Source organism: Paenarthrobacter sp. GQ52 (assembly GCF_059759005.1).
The window spans coordinates 156,929-173,334 of the sequence record NZ_JCAXEJ010000005.1; the positions used below are offsets into that span (position 1 = coordinate 156,929).

15 protein-coding genes and 1 pseudogene are annotated in these 16,406 nt (G+C 58.4%); 3 read left to right on the forward strand and 13 right to left on the reverse strand.

Going from position 1 to position 16,406, the window contains the following annotated elements; all coding sequences use genetic code 11:
• The first annotated feature begins 433 nt into the window (after positions 1-433).
• Together AC6CH8_RS09360 and AC6CH8_RS09365 are read left to right on the forward strand one after the other, a co-directional pair.
• Positions 434-1,177 (forward strand): matrixin family metalloprotease, encoded by a 744-nt coding sequence (locus AC6CH8_RS09360; RefSeq protein ID WP_498190110.1) that lies wholly within the window; start codon positions 434-436, stop codon positions 1,175-1,177.
• A gap of 114 nt (positions 1,178-1,291) precedes the next feature.
• Positions 1,292-2,002, forward strand: a complete 711-nt coding sequence (locus tag AC6CH8_RS09365) for a hypothetical protein (protein WP_498190112.1) — start codon at positions 1,292-1,294, stop codon at positions 2,000-2,002.
• 104 nt (positions 2,003-2,106) lie between these two features.
• On the opposite strand, the pseudogene AC6CH8_RS09370 reads toward AC6CH8_RS09365, so the two are convergent.
• Positions 2,107-2,892, reverse strand: a pseudogene (locus tag AC6CH8_RS09370) (penicillin-binding transpeptidase domain-containing protein).
• A gap of 665 nt (positions 2,893-3,557) precedes the next feature.
• On the opposite strand from AC6CH8_RS09370, the gene AC6CH8_RS09375 reads away from it, so the two are divergent.
• Positions 3,558-3,860 carry a hypothetical protein gene (locus AC6CH8_RS09375; RefSeq protein WP_498190114.1) on the forward strand — a complete coding sequence of 101 codons (303 nt, stop codon included), beginning with the start codon at positions 3,558-3,560 and terminating at the stop codon, positions 3,858-3,860.
• Between the two features lie 30 nt (positions 3,861-3,890).
• Here the strand turns inward: AC6CH8_RS09375 and AC6CH8_RS09380 are convergent, their stop codons facing one another.
• The 12 genes from AC6CH8_RS09380 to AC6CH8_RS09435 form a co-directional block, all read right to left on the reverse strand.
• Positions 3,891-4,541, reverse strand: a complete 651-nt coding sequence (locus tag AC6CH8_RS09380; protein ID WP_498190115.1) for a nuclease-related domain-containing protein — start codon at positions 4,539-4,541, stop codon at positions 3,891-3,893.
• Between the two features lie 167 nt (positions 4,542-4,708).
• Complete coding sequence (locus AC6CH8_RS09385) at positions 4,709-5,065, reverse strand: Lrp/AsnC family transcriptional regulator (protein WP_498190116.1); 357 nt, start codon at positions 5,063-5,065, stop codon at positions 4,709-4,711.
• Between the two features lie 210 nt (positions 5,066-5,275).
• Entirely contained in the window at positions 5,276-6,826 is a 1,551-nt protein-coding gene (locus AC6CH8_RS09390; protein WP_498190117.1) for an RNA polymerase subunit sigma, read from the reverse strand.
• Between the two features lie 115 nt (positions 6,827-6,941).
• The gene (locus tag AC6CH8_RS09395; protein ID WP_420178170.1) at positions 6,942-7,835 is read right to left on the reverse strand and encodes a MurR/RpiR family transcriptional regulator; all 894 of its coding nucleotides are present in this window, start codon (positions 7,833-7,835) and stop codon (positions 6,942-6,944) included.
• 108 nt (positions 7,836-7,943) lie between these two features.
• Positions 7,944-9,146: a M20 metallopeptidase family protein gene (locus AC6CH8_RS09400; RefSeq protein WP_498190118.1), complete on the reverse strand. Its 1,203-nt coding sequence runs from the start codon at positions 9,144-9,146 to the stop codon at positions 7,944-7,946.
• Complete coding sequence (locus tag AC6CH8_RS09405; RefSeq protein WP_498190120.1) at positions 9,143-10,297, reverse strand: amidohydrolase family protein; 1,155 nt, start codon at positions 10,295-10,297, stop codon at positions 9,143-9,145. Before AC6CH8_RS09405 ends, AC6CH8_RS09400 begins: the two co-directional genes overlap by 4 nt.
• Positions 10,287-11,585, reverse strand: coding sequence for a type I glutamate--ammonia ligase (locus AC6CH8_RS09410; protein ID WP_498190122.1), 1,299 nt, complete (start codon positions 11,583-11,585; stop codon positions 10,287-10,289). The genes AC6CH8_RS09405 and AC6CH8_RS09410 overlap by 11 nt, the downstream gene beginning before the upstream one ends.
• Positions 11,582-12,976: a M20 family metallopeptidase gene (locus AC6CH8_RS09415; protein ID WP_498190124.1), complete on the reverse strand. Its 1,395-nt coding sequence runs from the start codon at positions 12,974-12,976 to the stop codon at positions 11,582-11,584. The genes AC6CH8_RS09410 and AC6CH8_RS09415 overlap by 4 nt, the downstream gene beginning before the upstream one ends.
• A complete protein-coding gene (locus AC6CH8_RS09420; protein ID WP_498190126.1) occupies positions 12,966-14,015 on the reverse strand; it encodes a branched-chain amino acid ABC transporter permease in 1,050 nt (349 codons plus the stop codon). The genes AC6CH8_RS09415 and AC6CH8_RS09420 overlap by 11 nt, the downstream gene beginning before the upstream one ends.
• The gene (locus tag AC6CH8_RS09425; protein WP_498190128.1) at positions 14,015-14,884 is read right to left on the reverse strand and encodes a branched-chain amino acid ABC transporter permease; all 870 of its coding nucleotides are present in this window, start codon (positions 14,882-14,884) and stop codon (positions 14,015-14,017) included. The genes AC6CH8_RS09420 and AC6CH8_RS09425 overlap by 1 nt, the downstream gene beginning before the upstream one ends.
• On the reverse strand, positions 14,877-15,656 hold the full coding sequence (locus AC6CH8_RS09430; RefSeq protein WP_166660284.1) for an ABC transporter ATP-binding protein: 780 nt from the start codon (positions 15,654-15,656) through the stop codon (positions 14,877-14,879). The genes AC6CH8_RS09425 and AC6CH8_RS09430 overlap by 8 nt, the downstream gene beginning before the upstream one ends.
• Positions 15,653-16,405, reverse strand: a complete 753-nt coding sequence (locus AC6CH8_RS09435; RefSeq protein ID WP_498190130.1) for an ABC transporter ATP-binding protein — start codon at positions 16,403-16,405, stop codon at positions 15,653-15,655. The genes AC6CH8_RS09430 and AC6CH8_RS09435 overlap by 4 nt, the downstream gene beginning before the upstream one ends.
• Position 16,406: the final 1 nt, after the last annotated feature.

Sequence of the window (16,406 nt, forward strand, 5' to 3'; positions counted from 1 at the left end):
TGAGTCCACGGACCTCGCCCATCGCAGCACAGCACGATCGCCATACCAATTGGCCCAAGTGCCCTTCGCTGACTGCCCCTCTCCATCAACCCTGCCGGGTCAGCGCCCTTCAGACGCGCATTGCGACTGAAGATCCCTCACAGACACCTACAGGAGATTCGTGACGCCAAAACTCATATATTTCTCCAAGAAATTCCAATAAGTCATAAACTCCGGTATTTAAAGCGAGTTGCAAGCAATACCTAGAAAACATTTATGCAAATGCTGACAACAGCGCCCGCCTCCTATACTCTGCACAAACGGACTGAAGTTGCATTTTCGGCTAAGCAATCGACCGATGAGTTCCGAAGCTCGTAACTTCGGTTTTGCGCGAGGGATGACCCTCGTGTGCACAGTAGAACAATGACGTTCAAAATGTCATGAGGGGGACAACGTGATTGAAACTCGCATATCGAATGGCAGGCAAATTTCCCGGACTCATTCTGGGCGACCTCACCGGATCACGGACACTGCCGATCCAAACACGACCGCGGACATGGACGTGGATGCCCATGCAATGGGCAGACGTAAGCCCACGATGCTGTTTGAGAGAGCTCGAAGACCGTTACTGGCAGTTTTGCTGGCAATGATCATGGTCATACTGCCGGCCACAAGTGCCCAGGCAGCAACACCTACTTTCGGCTACCGCTATCAAAATGGCGTCGGTAACATCACAGCATGGCTTAATTACTCATCCGGAGTTGGTGACTGGGAACATCTCATCACCGGTGCAGCAAATAACTGGATGTACCCCGGCTGGGATAACCCAATTTACGTCAGCTTTGTTGGTAGTAACGTGGGCTCTACGATGGACTTCCATCAACATAATGATGCCTACTTCGGCGGGGGCATGAACGCCTTGGCCCATACCTCGTTTTTCTCCGCGACTGGCGGCGCAATAAATCCAGCGTCATCAAACTGGACGTACGCAGAAGTGCACATAAACAACTCCGTCTACAGCTCGGCAAGTGTCAGCAACGACGCTGCCCTCGGAACCACTATTCACGAGATGGGCCACGCATTCGGGCTTGCTCATTACAACACCAATCGCTACAGCATCATGTGCCAGACAGGCTCCGGACGGATCATGCAACGAGTGGCGGGAGTGGATAACGATGCGATCAACTACATGTACTGATCTTGTGCTACCTCCGCGACTCCGCAACGACTCGACGAGGGTCAGGTTCTCACTCCCTATCAATCTCAAAACACAAGGAGGCGTGTCTACATCATGCACAAGTTGAAAACGCCCATGGTGATCGCCGCAGTGCTGCTGCTGGGCGGTTTGTCAGCTTGCGCCTCCGGAACGACCGACGCCGGCGGTTCAGGGCCTAATCAGTCAGCCAAGCAGACGGCTCTGCAAGGCTCCAACAATGCCTATGCCAAAATCCCAGCCGATCAGATTGAAACGGCCGGCACGGATCTTGATTTTATTTGGGAACCAAAGGATCCCTTCTACGGATTCAACAAATCTCCCATTGTTGCGCGTGTCCACATCGAATCTATCGACGGTGGACGCTCATTCAGCCCCGTTGCCAATCAATATGTCTTCCCTCAGACCGTCGGAAAAATGACTGTCCGAGAGGTCTACAAAGGTGACATTGAGACAGGCACGCAATTGAACTATTCGCGGGTTGGTGGCACGGTGACCTATGACGAATACTGGAACAGCCTCAACAAAGCGCAGCAGGAAAAGATCCTAAGACTGAACGGCGGTTCGAAACCTACGGATGCGAAATTCATCAAGGCGACGATCACCGACGACGTGGACATTGAGACAGATAAGGAGTATATCGTCTTGCTGATCCCCCAAACGGTTCAAGAGGGAGCCTTGAAGGAGTACTCAATCACTGGCTACCAGCACGGACTAAGAGAAGTAAAAGGGGTCGGCACTGAAGCAACCGTACTCAACAATGACACAAAAACATGGGAGCGCCTTGACAGTTTCGTGAAGCTTCCCTAGCCACCACGGTTCTCAATAATGAGGCCAATTGACGATGCCCCTCAGACTCTCCAAGCCTGAGGGGCATCTCTTTGACTCAACGACCCTTCGAGCAACCAATTTTTTTAGTATTTCTGAGCCAGGCTCACAGACGGCGTAGTCGACGCAGGCACCTGATAGCGGGACAGCACCTGGGCCATGACGTCGTTGAACACACCGGCCTGGGTGATGCCGTAGATATTGCCCTTCGGGCGCTGAACGTTGACCAGAACTAGGTACTCCGGATCTTCCATGGGCGCCATGCCAACGAATGAGGCCGTGTACCCATCGAAGCCTGCTCCGTTGTCGGCAACGGCTTCAGCCGTTCCCGTCTTGCCACCTATGCAGCATCCGGGAACTTTCACATCCTTGGCACCGCCGGTGGTAACGCCACTTTCAAGAATGTCGCGCACTTTCGGGGCTGTATCCGGGCTGATCACTTTCGTGCCTACCCCCACCTCCGAAACCTGCTCGACGCCGTCCTTATTCACCGTGGACTCAACCAGCTGGGGTTTCAGCCGCACACCATCATTGGCCATTGCCTGAAACGCCATGGCTGTTTGCAGCGGTGTCTGCGACACCCCCTGTCCGAACAACACAGAGAACTCCTGCCGGGAGTCCTACTCTTCCGGTTGGGCCAGCAAACCAGCAGATTCGCCAGGCAACTGAATACCGGTCTTCTGGCCGATACCGAACTTCAGTAGGTACTCGTAGCGCTGCTCACGAGTGAGCTTCTCCCCCACCATGACTGTGCCGGTGTTCATGGAATCACCAATGATGCCCGCAAATGTCCGCTGTTGCTCCCCATGCACAAAGGAATCCTGGAACATCTGCCCATTGACGCTTCGGGGCAACGTCGAAATCCTTTGCATCAAAAGCGATGTCGTTTCCTTCGGCGCATGCCACCAAAGCCATCCACCAGGGGCGGATCTGCGTCACCAGCTACGCTCAACGGCAGCGGCTTTCTTTGCGGACAGAGTGCCTTCCAGCAACCAATCCTTATGAGAAAAGCCTCGGTGCATGACGAGCAATGGTGAAAAGCAGGACGCCCCAGTGCCTGAATTATCGGAGAGATTGATGAAAACCTTGTCACGGCCGGTTGGGTGCGGTCTGGCCGGTACACGGCAAGGTCATAGGACACGTTGCACAGGCAAGAGGCAATCACTCCCCGGCAAACGCGCCACAGGACCGTAACGCTGTGCGCCACGGTCCTACCGCAGATATGCTGCCCTCGTGACGACGTACCCAGGGGAACAACTAGACATCCAGTTCAAGGCTGCCTGGAGCGTGTCCGCCCAGACCGGCGGACACTTCTGGGCCCCGGAAGCGTCCTTGATGACCATGCCACAAAGGTGTTCGACTACATCGAGCTCCGGGTCAAATGCGCAGTGCCACCGGTGTCCAGCTCCTGGAAGGCACATCTGTGACAAGGCCTCCGATCACTCCTGACCGCCGCATCTCCCGCTGATTGCCGCGATTCGGTCCCAACGACCGGCTCGGACCCGCTTACCAGCCCGCATCAAACGAGAAAATACATATGGAACTTCTTGACGCACACACAGTCGTGATCTCTGCCGTCCTCCTGGTGCACATCACAGGGGTGATGATCGTGGCCGCTTCAATTGCCGGCCTGGTGATCTCGCTTTGCATTGTCGTGATGGCCGTGCACTTCACCCGCATAACTTGGGAACTGACGCAAAACTGGCCTAGCAAAGAACTATTCAGCGGCAGCATCAGCAAATTTCTTGGTTCTCTGAAGGCAGGATCTCTGGCGGCACGGCCTTTGATAGCCGCTGCACGACAGGGAATTAATCGGCTGTCATCGTTCAAGCCGCAGTAGAAGCAAGGTTGCGTCAGCCAGCCGGTGTCGTCACGCGCGCCTGAACCGCGTGGCTAGCAACGCCGTCATCCTCGCCACATCAACATCGCCAGCTGCCCGCGTTGCAAGTACTTTTGCGAGCCGTTTGGGCCAGAGTACGTGCACGCCACGAGTCGTGAAGGCTCCCCCAACCAGCGGCCAGTCCGCTTCGATGAAGCACAGCACGCCATTCACCGGAACAGCGCCGGCATGCTCCCGCACGACGTCGACCTGTTTGAGCACACCATCAACCAGCTTCGTAGAGTCACGCCTGCCCACGAGAAGCTTCTCGACCCGTGGGTGAAGGAAGCCACCCTCGATCTTCAGTTCAGGCCGGCCCTTGTACCGTTTGGCGTCGATCACCCAGACTCCGCCCGGCGTAACAGCTATGTGATCGATGTTGGCTTTCGATCCAGGGATGCGCCGGTCGTGGAGGACAGCCAGGCTATCTGAGGACGCTGCATCCAGCCGAGCACCTAAACGTTCCTCGCCGATGGCGCCTTGAGCCCAAGACTGGGTGGACGGCCGCTCATCAGAGAGCGCGATAGCCAGGGCGCCGAACCGTCCCCATTTCTCGCGGAGCCTATCCTGGTCCTTAGTTTTGCGTCGCTCATGCTCGCGTCGGGCAGAGGATCCTGCCGTGCCGGCTGCAGGTGACAGCAACCCGCCACGCGTCGGTTCCGGACCCGAAGAAAGTGCTTGATCGGGCTCAGCGGAACACGCCAGGCATCGGACGGTCCTACTTTCGCTCTCGTAGATCGCTTCCGACCCGGCCGCGATGGAGGTCCCGCACTGCCAGCAAACTCCGCTATACCGGAGCCTCATCTGCTTCATGCAGGTGTACTCTCCGGCGCTGCCGGGCTCTCAGACTCCGGGTCATTCAGGGAAGAAGGTCCCCAAGCATCGTTCTTGGGCAGGGTCTCGTCAAGCTCGTGCCATCGTTCCCATACCGCTTGGCGGGATACCCCGAGAGCAGTGGCGATCTCTGCCCATGACAAGCCAGCCTTCCGCGCATATCTGACGGTTCTGACCTCAGTGTTATCGCAGGCCTGGCGCACCTCCTGAATAGCCCTCAGCGTCGTAACTACTTCCGCCTTCCAGCCCTGCGGGCTCGACCGGGACACTCCGGTCAATCGGGGACCTTTGATCGCCCGATGAACTGTTGGGCCGCCGCTATACCTTGCCATGACTCATCATGATCTTGTCCCTGTCCAGCGTCAAGGCAACTTGGCAGAGCAAGCGCATGTTTCTGAGAACACCGAGCTGGCCTCTCACGGCGAATGCCGTCTATTCTGGCAGATCGCTTGCGGCAGTCCGCTCGGCCGTTAGCCTGTACGCCTCTGTGATGTAGTCCTCGACGTCAATGTGATCCCTTGCCGCCTAGACAACACACCCAACTAGAAATCGTTGGAGAAGCGGGCTGTTTCAATGCCCTCGCCACTGAACGTGTAGTCCATGGTCCGCGTCCGCGAGGAGTCTGATTTGTACACGCCCATGGAGAAGACCAACCTGTCCGGATCAACGTTGTCGCTGGTGCAGCGGAACTGATCAATGACTGTGTTGTCGGTTCTACATGTCCATCCGGCTGGCTCAATCAGCTTTCCGGGGATCATCTGAGCCCCGCCGGAGATAGCGAACACTGCCTCGGCTGTGGCAGGTGCTGTTTCTGCTCGAAGGCTAAAGATGACGACGATGTTCAATTCCGCGGCGCTCGTGCCCGGATCTACGCGAAATGACGCAGCAACACCCGGCGTTGGTGAAGGTGTACCTGCAACGGTCGGCGTAGCGCCCGGCGTCGGTAACACCGTTGGAAGTGTAGTCGGGATCGGGTCGACAGGGCCAGCAGACCCCGGGAATAGCGGCGGTACTGACGCCACGGGCGAGCTGCCCCACGCCTGGGATGTCTGCCGCGCTGAAAGGATCGGACCAGGACTAACCAGCCTAGGACTGGACGGCCTGACCAAGGCTGGAACCGTTGGAGGCAACTGTTCCTGCCGCCTGACTGTCTCCTCCGCGGCCGGGACCATCGGCGATTGCTCGGCAGGCGCCGTCGTTTGGCTCGGCACAATGGTGGGCCCGGGTACCAGTGATGCCTCCGCGACAGGAACATCGGCGGTCGGCGCACCGGTCCCTCCCATTGCTACGGCAGCACCAACAGCAACAACTGACGCCGCCAACACGCAGGTACCCATCTTCATCAACAGAGGCAAAGCCCCGTGGGCACTGTGAGACCCAACTGCGCTGATAGCGGTCCCGCCCACCCCTGCCGACAGCGCAGGTATCGCCCCTGTGAAAGCTATGCCGGCAAACATGGGGAAGACCACAGCACGCATTGCAGACTGCATGTCATTGAGGTCCACCAGAAGTGCCGTGCACTTCGAGCAGTTGTCCAGGTGCTCCCGAATCTTGCCCGCGGACCGCGAACCCAGACCGTTACGTGAGTAGGCGCCCAGTTGGTTTGAATATTCCTCACAGACCTCGCCCACCGCGGAACCAACATGATTCTGAAGATAGGCCTGTCGAAGTCGTTCGCGGGCCCTCAGGACCAGGGAGGATATGGCGTTGGGCGTCACGCCTAGCAGTGGAGACGCAGCAGCCGGCTTCATCCCCTCAATGTCGACATACCAAAGAACCTCCTGCCAACGTGTCGGTAACGTCGCGAAGGCACCGGCGATGGCCGAAGATTCGAAGTCCGCGATGACCGGATCAGCATCCACATGCTTGCTGTCCAGCACGAAATCGTCACCCGTGACACTCGCGCGGGTCGCCGCCTGGTTGTGCTTATGGGCTATGCGACGAACTGCCGTCAGCAAATAGCCCCGGAAGAATGTATCCGGCCCCTTACCAGCAGCGAGCGAATGGAGAATATATGCAAAGGCGTCTGCAACAACGTCATCAACATCGGCAGCATTGTCGGCCTGTGCTGAGGCTACATGGCGGGCTGCCATACAGTGTCGATCGTACAGTTTCTCGAAAGAGGCTAATTGTCCGGAGCGCACCTGCTCGACAAGTTCTGCGTCACTTTCACCATGGGAAAGTTGGCCGGCTTGAAGAAAGCCGGGCTTAATCGGCCAGAACTGTGCCATAGCCGGCTTCCAAAGTCCGCATACGGTCTTCGGCCGCCGGCCCAAGTTTGACGTGAACCGCTGCGATGAGGGCTTCCACCAAAACGGTCGCCGGAACGATGCTGTCGAATGAACCCGCAGACTCCACCCGTGCCGGCAGAACAACGTCCGCATTAAATGAAACCGGTGAGAGCCACGGGTCTGTAATGAGGATGATCTTGGCCCCCCTCGCCCGGGCTGCCTTTGCCAGATCAACGGTGTCTTTCTGGTAGCGACGAAAATCAAAGAAGACGCAGACATCGCGCTTGCCGAGGTCAGCTATGAATGTGGAGTCATTGTTCGGATGCTGGGCGTGCACCAAGGTGTTCGGTCGCATTAGACGAAGGTGTAAGTCCAAGTAGGTGGCCAGGAGGTGAGAGAACCTGCCGCCGATCGAAGTAATTTGCAGTGAGGCATTGCAGAGAAGTGCAACGGCACGGTCGAACTCATGCTCCGGCAGCGAAGTGACCGTGCTCTCGATGCCTTCGACGGCCGTTTCGGCCATTGACCGAGCCAATTCCGGAGCATCTGAATCAGCGCGTATTTTGCCTTGAAGGGTCAGCGGGGATGCCCTCCGCGCCTGCACTTCTTCGCGGAGTGCATCCTGGAAGTCCCGGTACTTGTTGAAGCCCAGTCTGCTGACGAACCTGAGCACGGTGGGGGCACTGACATTGCCCTTCTTGGCAAATTCAACCGTGGACTCCAACCCTGCAGTCGGGTAGTTGGCGAGGAACACTCGCGAGAGCTTGTGCTCTGCCGGGGAGAGCGAACCCTGAATTTGACGGATTCTGTCCGCCAGGGTCAACCGGGCAGATTGGTTCTCAGACTGTTCAAATTGTCCGGACTGCGACATGGCATTCCTTTCTTGCATAAGCGGTAAAGCTGGAAGAAGTTGTGACGGCTCCGCTTTTGATCCCCAGTCAATCAGGAAACGCAAAACGGCTTGACCAGTAGCATGCGGTCAGCTTGTTGGGGCGACAACCAGCGGCAATTCATGTGCGGGCAGTAACGTCCTGGCGGCGCCAACGTATCCAGCCAGAAGCGCATGCGCCACATCATAGACATGCGAGTCGTGGGGTACGAATGTGCTTGAATGCAACCGATCCCCGGCGCCGCTGGTACCCACGAACATCATCAGTGACGGCATCTTTTCCGAGAAATACGAAAAATCATCGGAACCCGCAGACCTGAGACTACTGTCCACTTCCATGCCGAGAGCCAGCAGGAGAGGAGTAGTCGCTTTTACGATGTGCGCATCATTTTCCAAAACGGGTTCGCCTTCGGTGACGGTAACTTCACCACTACAGCCGTGGGCCGCTGCAACCAGGCGGACCGTCTCGGCAAGTCGCCGCAGCACTTCCGCCCTCACTGGTGTGGACATGGTGCGGACTGTTCCGCGGGCAGCGGCAGTACCGGGTATGACGTTAGCCGCGGTTCCAGCCTGAAGGGTGGCAATGGTGAGGACGACCGAATCCATGGGGTCAACGTTCCGGCTCACGATGTTTTGCAACGAGACCACAACGTGGGATAACGCCACAACAGGGTCCGCTGCAATGTGCGGGTAGGCTGCGTGGCCACCTCGTCCATGAATGTTGATGACGAACTCGTCCGATGAGGCATTCACAGCCCCCGGCGTGCACGCCACCGTCCCTCCGGGCAGCAGAGGCTGAACATGGGCCGCGACGGTGGCCCGCACGTCTTGCTCCTCGAGTATCCCCGTGGCGCAGATGTCCTTCGCGCCGGACGGATACGTTTCTTCCCTGGGTTGGAAGACCAGTGCCACGGGGGCAGCGCCCGCTGTTGAGTGGACGGCCCTGGCCAAGGCAACAACAGCAGCCAGATGGACATCATGCCCACAGGCGTGCATGACACCTGGCCTTTTAGAAGCCCAATCGAGATCGGACTCTTCCAACGCAGGCAGCGCATCCAGCTCAGCACGGATAGCAATCGCCTTGCCCGGCCCGCCAATTCGCAGAACTGCCCCTGTTCCGGCCACAAACCTGGCTTGCAGGTCCCCAGGCAAAGCACTCAAAACCAGTTCAAGGGTGGGCCCTTCGGAACCGGATAGATCCGGCATGCTGTGCAATTTATGGCGCAGTGCTATTGCACCCGGAATTTCCTGGTCAATGCGTCTCCTGAGCACCTCAAACAGTTCAGGATTCACTTCTCCCCCAGCTCATAGACGCGCCGCGCGTTATCCCTTCCGACCATCCGAACTACTCGAATGGCGTCCTCCTCAGCCCAGTCTCCATCGCGAACCCAGGCCCCCAGAACCTTCCTCATTCCTTCGCGCCATAGCCGCGCCCCAAGGTAATGGAGTTCCGGAGGTCCCCACGCATCCGTGGAAAACAGGATCTTGGAGAACGGTGCCAGCTCGAGAGACTCTTTGATCAGTTCCAAAGACTGAACGCCTGTGTAGTTGGTCCCAAGGCCGACATCGAAGTAGACGTGCGGGAATACCTGCGCAAGGTAGCCTGCGTGCCGATGATACGGATAGCAGTGGAGGAGAAGTACGTCCACCTCGAAGGGTTCAATCAGCTTCAACCAGGGAACCAACAGCAGTGGGTCGCAGCGGTCCAGACGCAAGTCAGGGTCGCCGTACCCAGTGTGCATTTGTATGGGCAGGCCGCGGTCGACGCCCGACCAGAGAAAGAAACGCAAAAGCACAGGATCCGAGACACGGAGCGAGTAACCGGCTGCTACCAGACGGAGCCAGGAAGCAGCCGCCTTTCCCACCTCTTCTTTGGACGGCCGGACTGGGTCAAAGTCGAACCCATGACGGTAGGCGATGATGCTCTTGACTCCAACCGCGTTCTGCGTTGCCAGAGCAAGCCGGGCCGTATAGGCATTAGCGAAATCCGCGGCTGATACGCCTTCCCAAGCCAGAGACTCCGCTATGGACTCGAGCCTGACGATCTCGCCCACTGAGGCTGAGCTGATGCTCTCCATCCCCGCAAGGCCGTGGATTTGATCCCCGCGATATCCGGTCTCGATCAGGAAATGGCCTATTCCTGCAGACCTGAGCAGGCGTGAGGTTACTTCGGGCGTCCCGAGCTCCACACGCCGTTCAAAGTATGCGTCGGCACTCGCATGGGCAGGAAGACCCAGCAACGGCGCACACCAACGACGAATCGCAAAGCCCAACTGGGAATCGAATTGCGTCATCCATTCAGGAATGGGCCTGTCGGACTCTGTCAGCAGTTCTTCCAGCGAGGATCGATCAACGTCATCCTTCAGCGCTCCATGCACGTGGTGGTCCACCAAAGGCATTTCCTCGATGGCAGACAGGAGTCCTTCGATGGGGTCAGTAGACATCAGAAACCGCTTTGATTCGGGCAGCATCATCGAGGGCAGCCACATGGGCGAGCTCATGCCGTTTGACCGCCAAGTACGTTGCCAACAAATCCGGATGGAACCACGACCTCACGCTTTGGTCTTTTTCCAAGGCCAGAAGTGCGTCCTGGAGAGTAGCCGGGAGTCGAGGCACGTCGTTCAATTCATCCGGCCCTGCCGTCTCTGGGAAAACCTCAGGTTCTGGATACTCGTCACCACCTACGATTCCGGACATACCGGCCCTGAGCAGGACACCAAGCGTGAGCCACGGGTTGGCGGTTGCATCGGCTGCCCTGTACTCAAGGTTGAATTGGCGCTCCGGAGCAGATCCACCTGCCGAACTGGTTGGACAGATTCGGAGAAGAGCCTCACGGTTTCGTTCCGCCAGGAAGATACCGCCTGCACTCCATCGATCCGGAGCCAGGCGCATGAAGGAAACCGGGCTCGGTGCTGTCCACGCCGTCAGTGCTTCGGCGTGACGCAGGATTCCTGCACTGAATCTGGATCCAACCTCGGATAGCCGGCCCGGACGGTTGGCGTCGAGCAGAACCGGATTACCGCCGTCGTCCACCAAACTGATGTGGACATGGACACCGGTCCCTGTACCGTTTGGTTCGTGAAGCGGAGCGAAAGACGCTCTGAGGCCGCGTCGGATTGCCAAGTCGCGGACCAATTCGCGTAAGAGCACCGCCCTGTCTGCGGCAGTGAGGGGATCGCTCGGTTCCACCGTGATTTCAAACTGGTTCGCCCCGTATTCAGGCAACCAGTTCTCCGGTGCGAGACCACAATCCGTTAAGAGACGCAGCAGGTCTGGTCCGAACGGATCGGCGTCGAGATGCCTGCGCAAGGAAAACGGAGCTGATTGGGGCAGGCCCTCCAAAACGAACTCGTGTTCAAAAGTGGCGATAACGCGCAGGCCCGTTTGTTCCTGAAAGTCGCTGATGGCTCGGCGCAGGAAGGTCCTGGGACAGCAGTCCCAGTCGGTTCCGTCAGCTTGTGTTTGGTCCGCCACCAAAACCCTGAGTCGAGTCGTGGCGGGCCCGTCGGCAATGGTGATTTCGGTGGCTTCGTCCGGCATCAGGCGCAAGTCTCCGGTTGAGCCGAAGGCACTGCCCGGCGCTATGCTGCCGAAAGCCGAAATGCCGAGGTTCGCCGGTACCCATCCCAGCCCGGAGCGAAGAACCGAGCCGTAGGCTTCGCCAGGAGCACCCCGCCCCTTGACCTGCCCTGCGAGATCGCAGGTAGCAACGAAAATATCAGGGGTGTTCACGGGCGCCTCCGGCCAGTTGTGGGTGGTTTGATGCTGGATTCAGTGCCCGAGACGCCGCAGTAGTCCATTGCGGATAAGGCGTACGTCTTCACTGCGGTGATGATCTGGTGGATCGGCACGTACTCATTTTCCGCGTGCGCGGTCCGGCCGACCCCGGGACCATAAACGAGCCCGTCGATACCTTGGGCATCCATCCATGTGAGGTCACAAACACCGAGGAACCCTTCCTGTTTGGGTGGCGTGGCGAGGCCAAACCCGCCGACAGAATCACTGTGGGCTTTCATGACCGCGGGGATGAGTTCATGGCTGGCTGGCGCAGTGTATGGCGGCCATAGGAGCTTCCAGTCAATTTCGGGACGGTGGGCGCTCAGCCAAGGATCGTTGGCGCAAGCTTGACGCACGGTTTTCTCGATCTCATCGATGACTTCGTGGTTGCTTCGCTCAGGATGGTGATAGACGCAGTATTCGACTGTGAGCGTGTCGGCAAGGAAGAACGGGACCAGAACCCCCTCCGGGTTTCCTCGGATCACCCCGGGCAAGAGATTGAAGTAGCCCGGCTGGAACAGGGGGTGCCTGTCACGCCGCGCCCAGGTATCTTCCAACTGCCGCAGGGCGTGATAGATGATCCAGAACTTGTCGATGGTGTTGACACCCAAAGCTTCGCCTTCAAGGGTTGGATGAATGGTAAGACCCCGCAAACCGGAGTGCGCCGCTTTGCCGACAAGGGACAGTGAGAACCACAACAGGCCCGGGGTGCTGGGAACCAGATTGGGAGGTGCGTCGGAGAAGTTCGACGGTTCGCAGACGATCGCGGCGTCGGCCCCATACCCTGCTTGCAAAGCTGCCGTTGTGCCCGAAAGGTGGTCACCGACTTCTTCTCCGACGACCGCCTGCAGCACAAGATCTCCTTGGAGCCGGATGCCTGCGGTGGCTAAGGCGATGGCAGCGTATGCCGCGGCGACTGTGCCGGCTTTATTGTCCGTAGCTCCCCTGCCATGGACAGCATCATCGGTGATCAAACCGGAGAAGGGCGCATGGTCCCAAAGACCTTCACGGTTTGGCGGCACCACATCCACGTGCCCGTTGAGCAGCAGCGAGCGGCCACCACCTGTACCGGCAATCCGCCCGCAAGCATTGTCCCGGCCCTTCTCAACTGTCACGAGTTCCGTTGAGGCGCCCGCTTCGCGATGAAGATCATTCATAAGAGCGCTGACCTCCCCCTCGGCGCCCACAAGCTTCCCGTAGTCCTGACCGGGATACTTAGGGTTTATGCTCGGGATCTTGACGGCGTCCGAGACAGACTGGACGATCCTGGGAGCCAGACGATCCACTGCGTCCAGGACTGCCCTACGCTGGTTCTGCTCAGTTCGGGCCATGGCATCAACGGACATGTGTGGTTTCCTCGACTTCCGAATGTTGGCTTGCGGGTATTTGGTTCCCTGTCTCGGCGGGTTTGTTCCGGTTTCTTCGAAGAATCCTCCGCGTTCTGTCCAGTGCGTCTTGGACGAGGCCTGAGATGCCGCTCGGGATGAAAATAAGAACCAGCAAGGTCCCGACGCCGATGATGATCGCCCGCGCAGGACCCAAATCCGTGAGTTGGCGGTCGATGACTGTGACTATCAGCGCCCCCAGGACAGGACCCCAGATATGACCGGTGCCGCCGAGGAAGATCATGCTCAAGCCAAGGGTGACGAATCCGAAGCTGAAGAGCGTGACGTCCGCAACGCGGAAGTAGGCAACATAGAGGGCTCCTGTCACGCCGGCAACGGCACCGCTGAGCACAAAGGCTAAAAGATGCTGCCTGATGCGGTTCATTCCGCGGCTGACTGCCAGGCTTTCATTGTCACGCAGTGCGATAAGGCTCTTGCCGAACGGGTTGCGTAGGGTGGCCCGGAGCAGGACCAGGAGCAGGACCACGGCCCCGCCGAGCAACCATAAGTAGCCCAACCCCGAGTACTTGGCGAAAGAAAAATTGCCTATGCTCAGAGCCGGCACGCCCGTCAGACCACTGGATCCGCCGGTGATTCCGGGAACGGCCAGAACCAGGTAGTAGCACAACTGCACGAAGACGAAGGTGATAAGTGCGATGTAGATGCCGCGCATGCGTATCACCGGAATGTAAGCCAGTGCACCGGCCAGCCCTCCCGCAACCGTTGCCAGAAGGAGCCCGATCCACGGATTTGCATCCCATGTAACTGTGGCAACGGCCATCGTGTAACCTCCGACGCCGAAGAAGCCAACGTGGGCAAAGTTGAAGATACCGCCGATGCCCAAGGTCAGGTTCCAGCTGGCGGCAAGCAGCGCGTAAATGAGCGCCGTCGCGGCCAGCAAGCGTGCAGAGCCGCTGATGACGACGTACGGCAACAAGGCTGCGGCAAGCAAGAGTATCGGCCACGTAGCGAATCGCTTGAGGGATCCAAGACTGTTCATCACGAACGTCCTTTCACTAGGCCTTGGGGGCGGACCAGCATGATGAGGACCAGGACGAGGAAGACGGCGACAGGGCTCCATTGCAGCCCGAGCCAGTACGTCGTGCCCGCTTCCAACAGGCCTATGGTGAAGGCACCGACCAAGGTTCCCCACAAAGTGGCCGACCCGCCGAAGACCAGGACGACAAAGGCAGTCAGCAGGGGTTCAAAGCCTTTGGTGGGAGTAATGGTGGTGGTGGTTCCATAGACGAAGGCGGCGGCGCAGGCCAGAATTGATGCGACCGCAAAGACGCCGGCGTATATGCGCGCCGGCCTGATTCCGACGAGCATTGCCATATCCCTGTTTTGTTCCACTGCCCGGACGGCCATCCCCCACTTCGTCGTGCGCAGCAACATAATAAGTCCTATAACCAGGACTAAGGCCAGGCCCAGGGCGATGAGGGTGGAGCTTGCGATTTTTACGTCGCCCATGGCAAACGTTGAGGTGCTCACGGACTTTATTTGCTTGTTCTGCGGTCCCCAGACCAGTTGTGCTGCACCCTCCACTGCGTTGGCAATTGCGAGGGTGGAAACCATGACCAAGAGCGTTCCGTTTGGCCTGCTGATGAATGGCCGGACTGCGACGAGGTCCATGAGCATGCCCAGTAAAGCCAGCAGGGGAACCGCAGCGGCGAAGGCGAGGAGAACCGGGAGCCCGACCTTCTCTGAGAACGTCCAGATGAAGTATGCCCCCAGCAGCAGGAGCGCACCGTGAGCGTAGTTGAAGACTCCCAGCGTGGACCATATGAGGGACAGTCCGCTGGCCATCAACGAGTAAAGCGACCCGAGCACGAGGGCTGAGACGAGGATGGATAGGAGCGCGTCAGTCATGCTTATCTCCTTCAATGGTGTTGGTGGCGGTTGACGCGTGGGAGCCGACGTACATGTCCATGACTTCCTCGTGGCTGGGCTTGACTGCGGTGGTTCCGCTGGAGACAATCCGTCCGAGCTCCACAAGATGCCAGCGGTCCGCGAGTTCGAAGAGGAACTCAATATCGCCATCGGCGACTATTAGCGACAGACCCAATCGGCGGACTTCGTGGAGTGTCTCAAGGATTTCGTACCGGATCTTGGGTGCCAGCCCGAGGGTCGGTTCATCCAGCACCAGAAGTTTGGGCTTGGCCATTAGGCCCATTCCAATGGCCACCATTTGGCGTTCTCCGCCGGACAGCGTGCCCACAAGTTGTCCGCGACGTTGCCGGAGCTTGGGAAACAGTTCCTGGACCATTTCCAGAGTCTCTTCCCGCTGATCCCTCGCTGCCGGGATCCCGCCTGCTAATGCCAGGTTCTCCCTGACAGTGAGCCTCGGAAAGAGCTGATTGCCTTGGGGCACGTGCATAATTCCCTGGTTGACTATCCTGTAGGCGGGCATGCCGGTGATATCGCTGCCATCGAAGACAACCCGACCTGACGATGTCCTGCCCAGGCCTGAGACGGCGCGCAGGGCGGTCGTCTTTCCATGACCGTTGGGTCCCAACAGGGCCAGTGCTTCACCCGGTACGACCTCGATGGAAAACGATCGGACTACCGGCAGGCGGCCATATCCTGCCTCAAGGTCATACACGCCGAGCAGTGGGCTAACTTTCTGCTGAAGGTGATTCACGCTGTGGCCTTCCCCAGATATGCCTCCATCACCCGCGGATCCGCAAGAACGGCGTCGGGGGTTCCTTCAACCAGGACTTCACCGGATGACATGATGATCATCCTCTTGGCAAGATCGCGGATGAGACTGAGTACGTGCTCAATGATCAGCAATGTCAGGCCGCCCTTCTGAAGTTCCCTCAGGAGCAGGATGAGTTCAGCCTGGTCCTCATCGTTGAGGCCACCGGCCGGTTCATCCAGCATCAGGAGCCGCGGCTTTGAGACAAGGGCGCTCGCTATCATCAGCTTCTTTTTTGCAAGCAGAGGTATATCCGCCGCCTTATCGTCCCTGTATCTGGTGATTCCTACGGTTTCCAAGGCAGTTTCCACGTCGCCCTTGTAGCGCCCGCGCCCACCGAGGTAATGGTTGGCCACAGCGATGTTGTCTGAAACGCTCAACGACGGGAACAGCTGTTCTGCTTGGAAGGTTCGACGCATTCCCAAACGAGCGATTTTGTGCGCAGCGAGCTTGTCAATCCGGACGCCGTCGAAGAGAATTTCTCCGTCTGTGGGGCCGAACGGGACCCCGGAGATCAAGTTGAAGAGAGTACTCTTTCCGGCACCGTTGGGACCGGCAATCCCCAGGATTTCCCCCTCGCTGACATTCAGCGTGACGTTGTCCACGGCCACGAATCCACCGAAGCGGCGACTGACCTGCCGGACTTCCAGGAGGTGCCCGTTGGAAGTGCCCCGGGCAGATGATTCGGACATT

What these genes read in the sequence shown, in the direction of transcription:
- AC6CH8_RS09435 (WP_498190130.1), bottom strand. Translation starts at nt 16,405, where the DNA reads ATGTCCGAATCATCTGCCCGGGGCACTTCCAACGGGCACCTCCTGGAA.
- AC6CH8_RS09405 (WP_498190120.1), bottom strand. Translation starts at nt 10,297, where the DNA reads ATGTCTACTGACCCCATCGAAGGACTCCTGTCTGCCATCGAGGAAATG.
- AC6CH8_RS09420 (WP_498190126.1), bottom strand. Translation starts at nt 14,015, where the DNA reads ATGAACAGTCTTGGATCCCTCAAGCGATTCGCTACGTGGCCGATACTC.
- AC6CH8_RS09425 (WP_498190128.1), bottom strand. Translation starts at nt 14,884, where the DNA reads ATGACTGACGCGCTCCTATCCATCCTCGTCTCAGCCCTCGTGCTCGGG.
- AC6CH8_RS09375 (WP_498190114.1), top strand. Translation starts at nt 3,558, where the DNA reads ATGGAACTTCTTGACGCACACACAGTCGTGATCTCTGCCGTCCTCCTG.
- AC6CH8_RS09395 (WP_420178170.1), bottom strand. Translation starts at nt 7,835, where the DNA reads ATGTCGCAGTCCGGACAATTTGAACAGTCTGAGAACCAATCTGCCCGG.
- AC6CH8_RS09385 (WP_498190116.1), bottom strand. Translation starts at nt 5,065, where the DNA reads ATGGCAAGGTATAGCGGCGGCCCAACAGTTCATCGGGCGATCAAAGGT.
- AC6CH8_RS09390 (WP_498190117.1), bottom strand. Translation starts at nt 6,826, where the DNA reads ATGGCAGCCCGCCATGTAGCCTCAGCACAGGCCGACAATGCTGCCGAT.
- AC6CH8_RS09415 (WP_498190124.1), bottom strand. Translation starts at nt 12,976, where the DNA reads ATGTCCGTTGATGCCATGGCCCGAACTGAGCAGAACCAGCGTAGGGCA.
- AC6CH8_RS09365 (WP_498190112.1), top strand. Translation starts at nt 1,292, where the DNA reads ATGGTGATCGCCGCAGTGCTGCTGCTGGGCGGTTTGTCAGCTTGCGCC.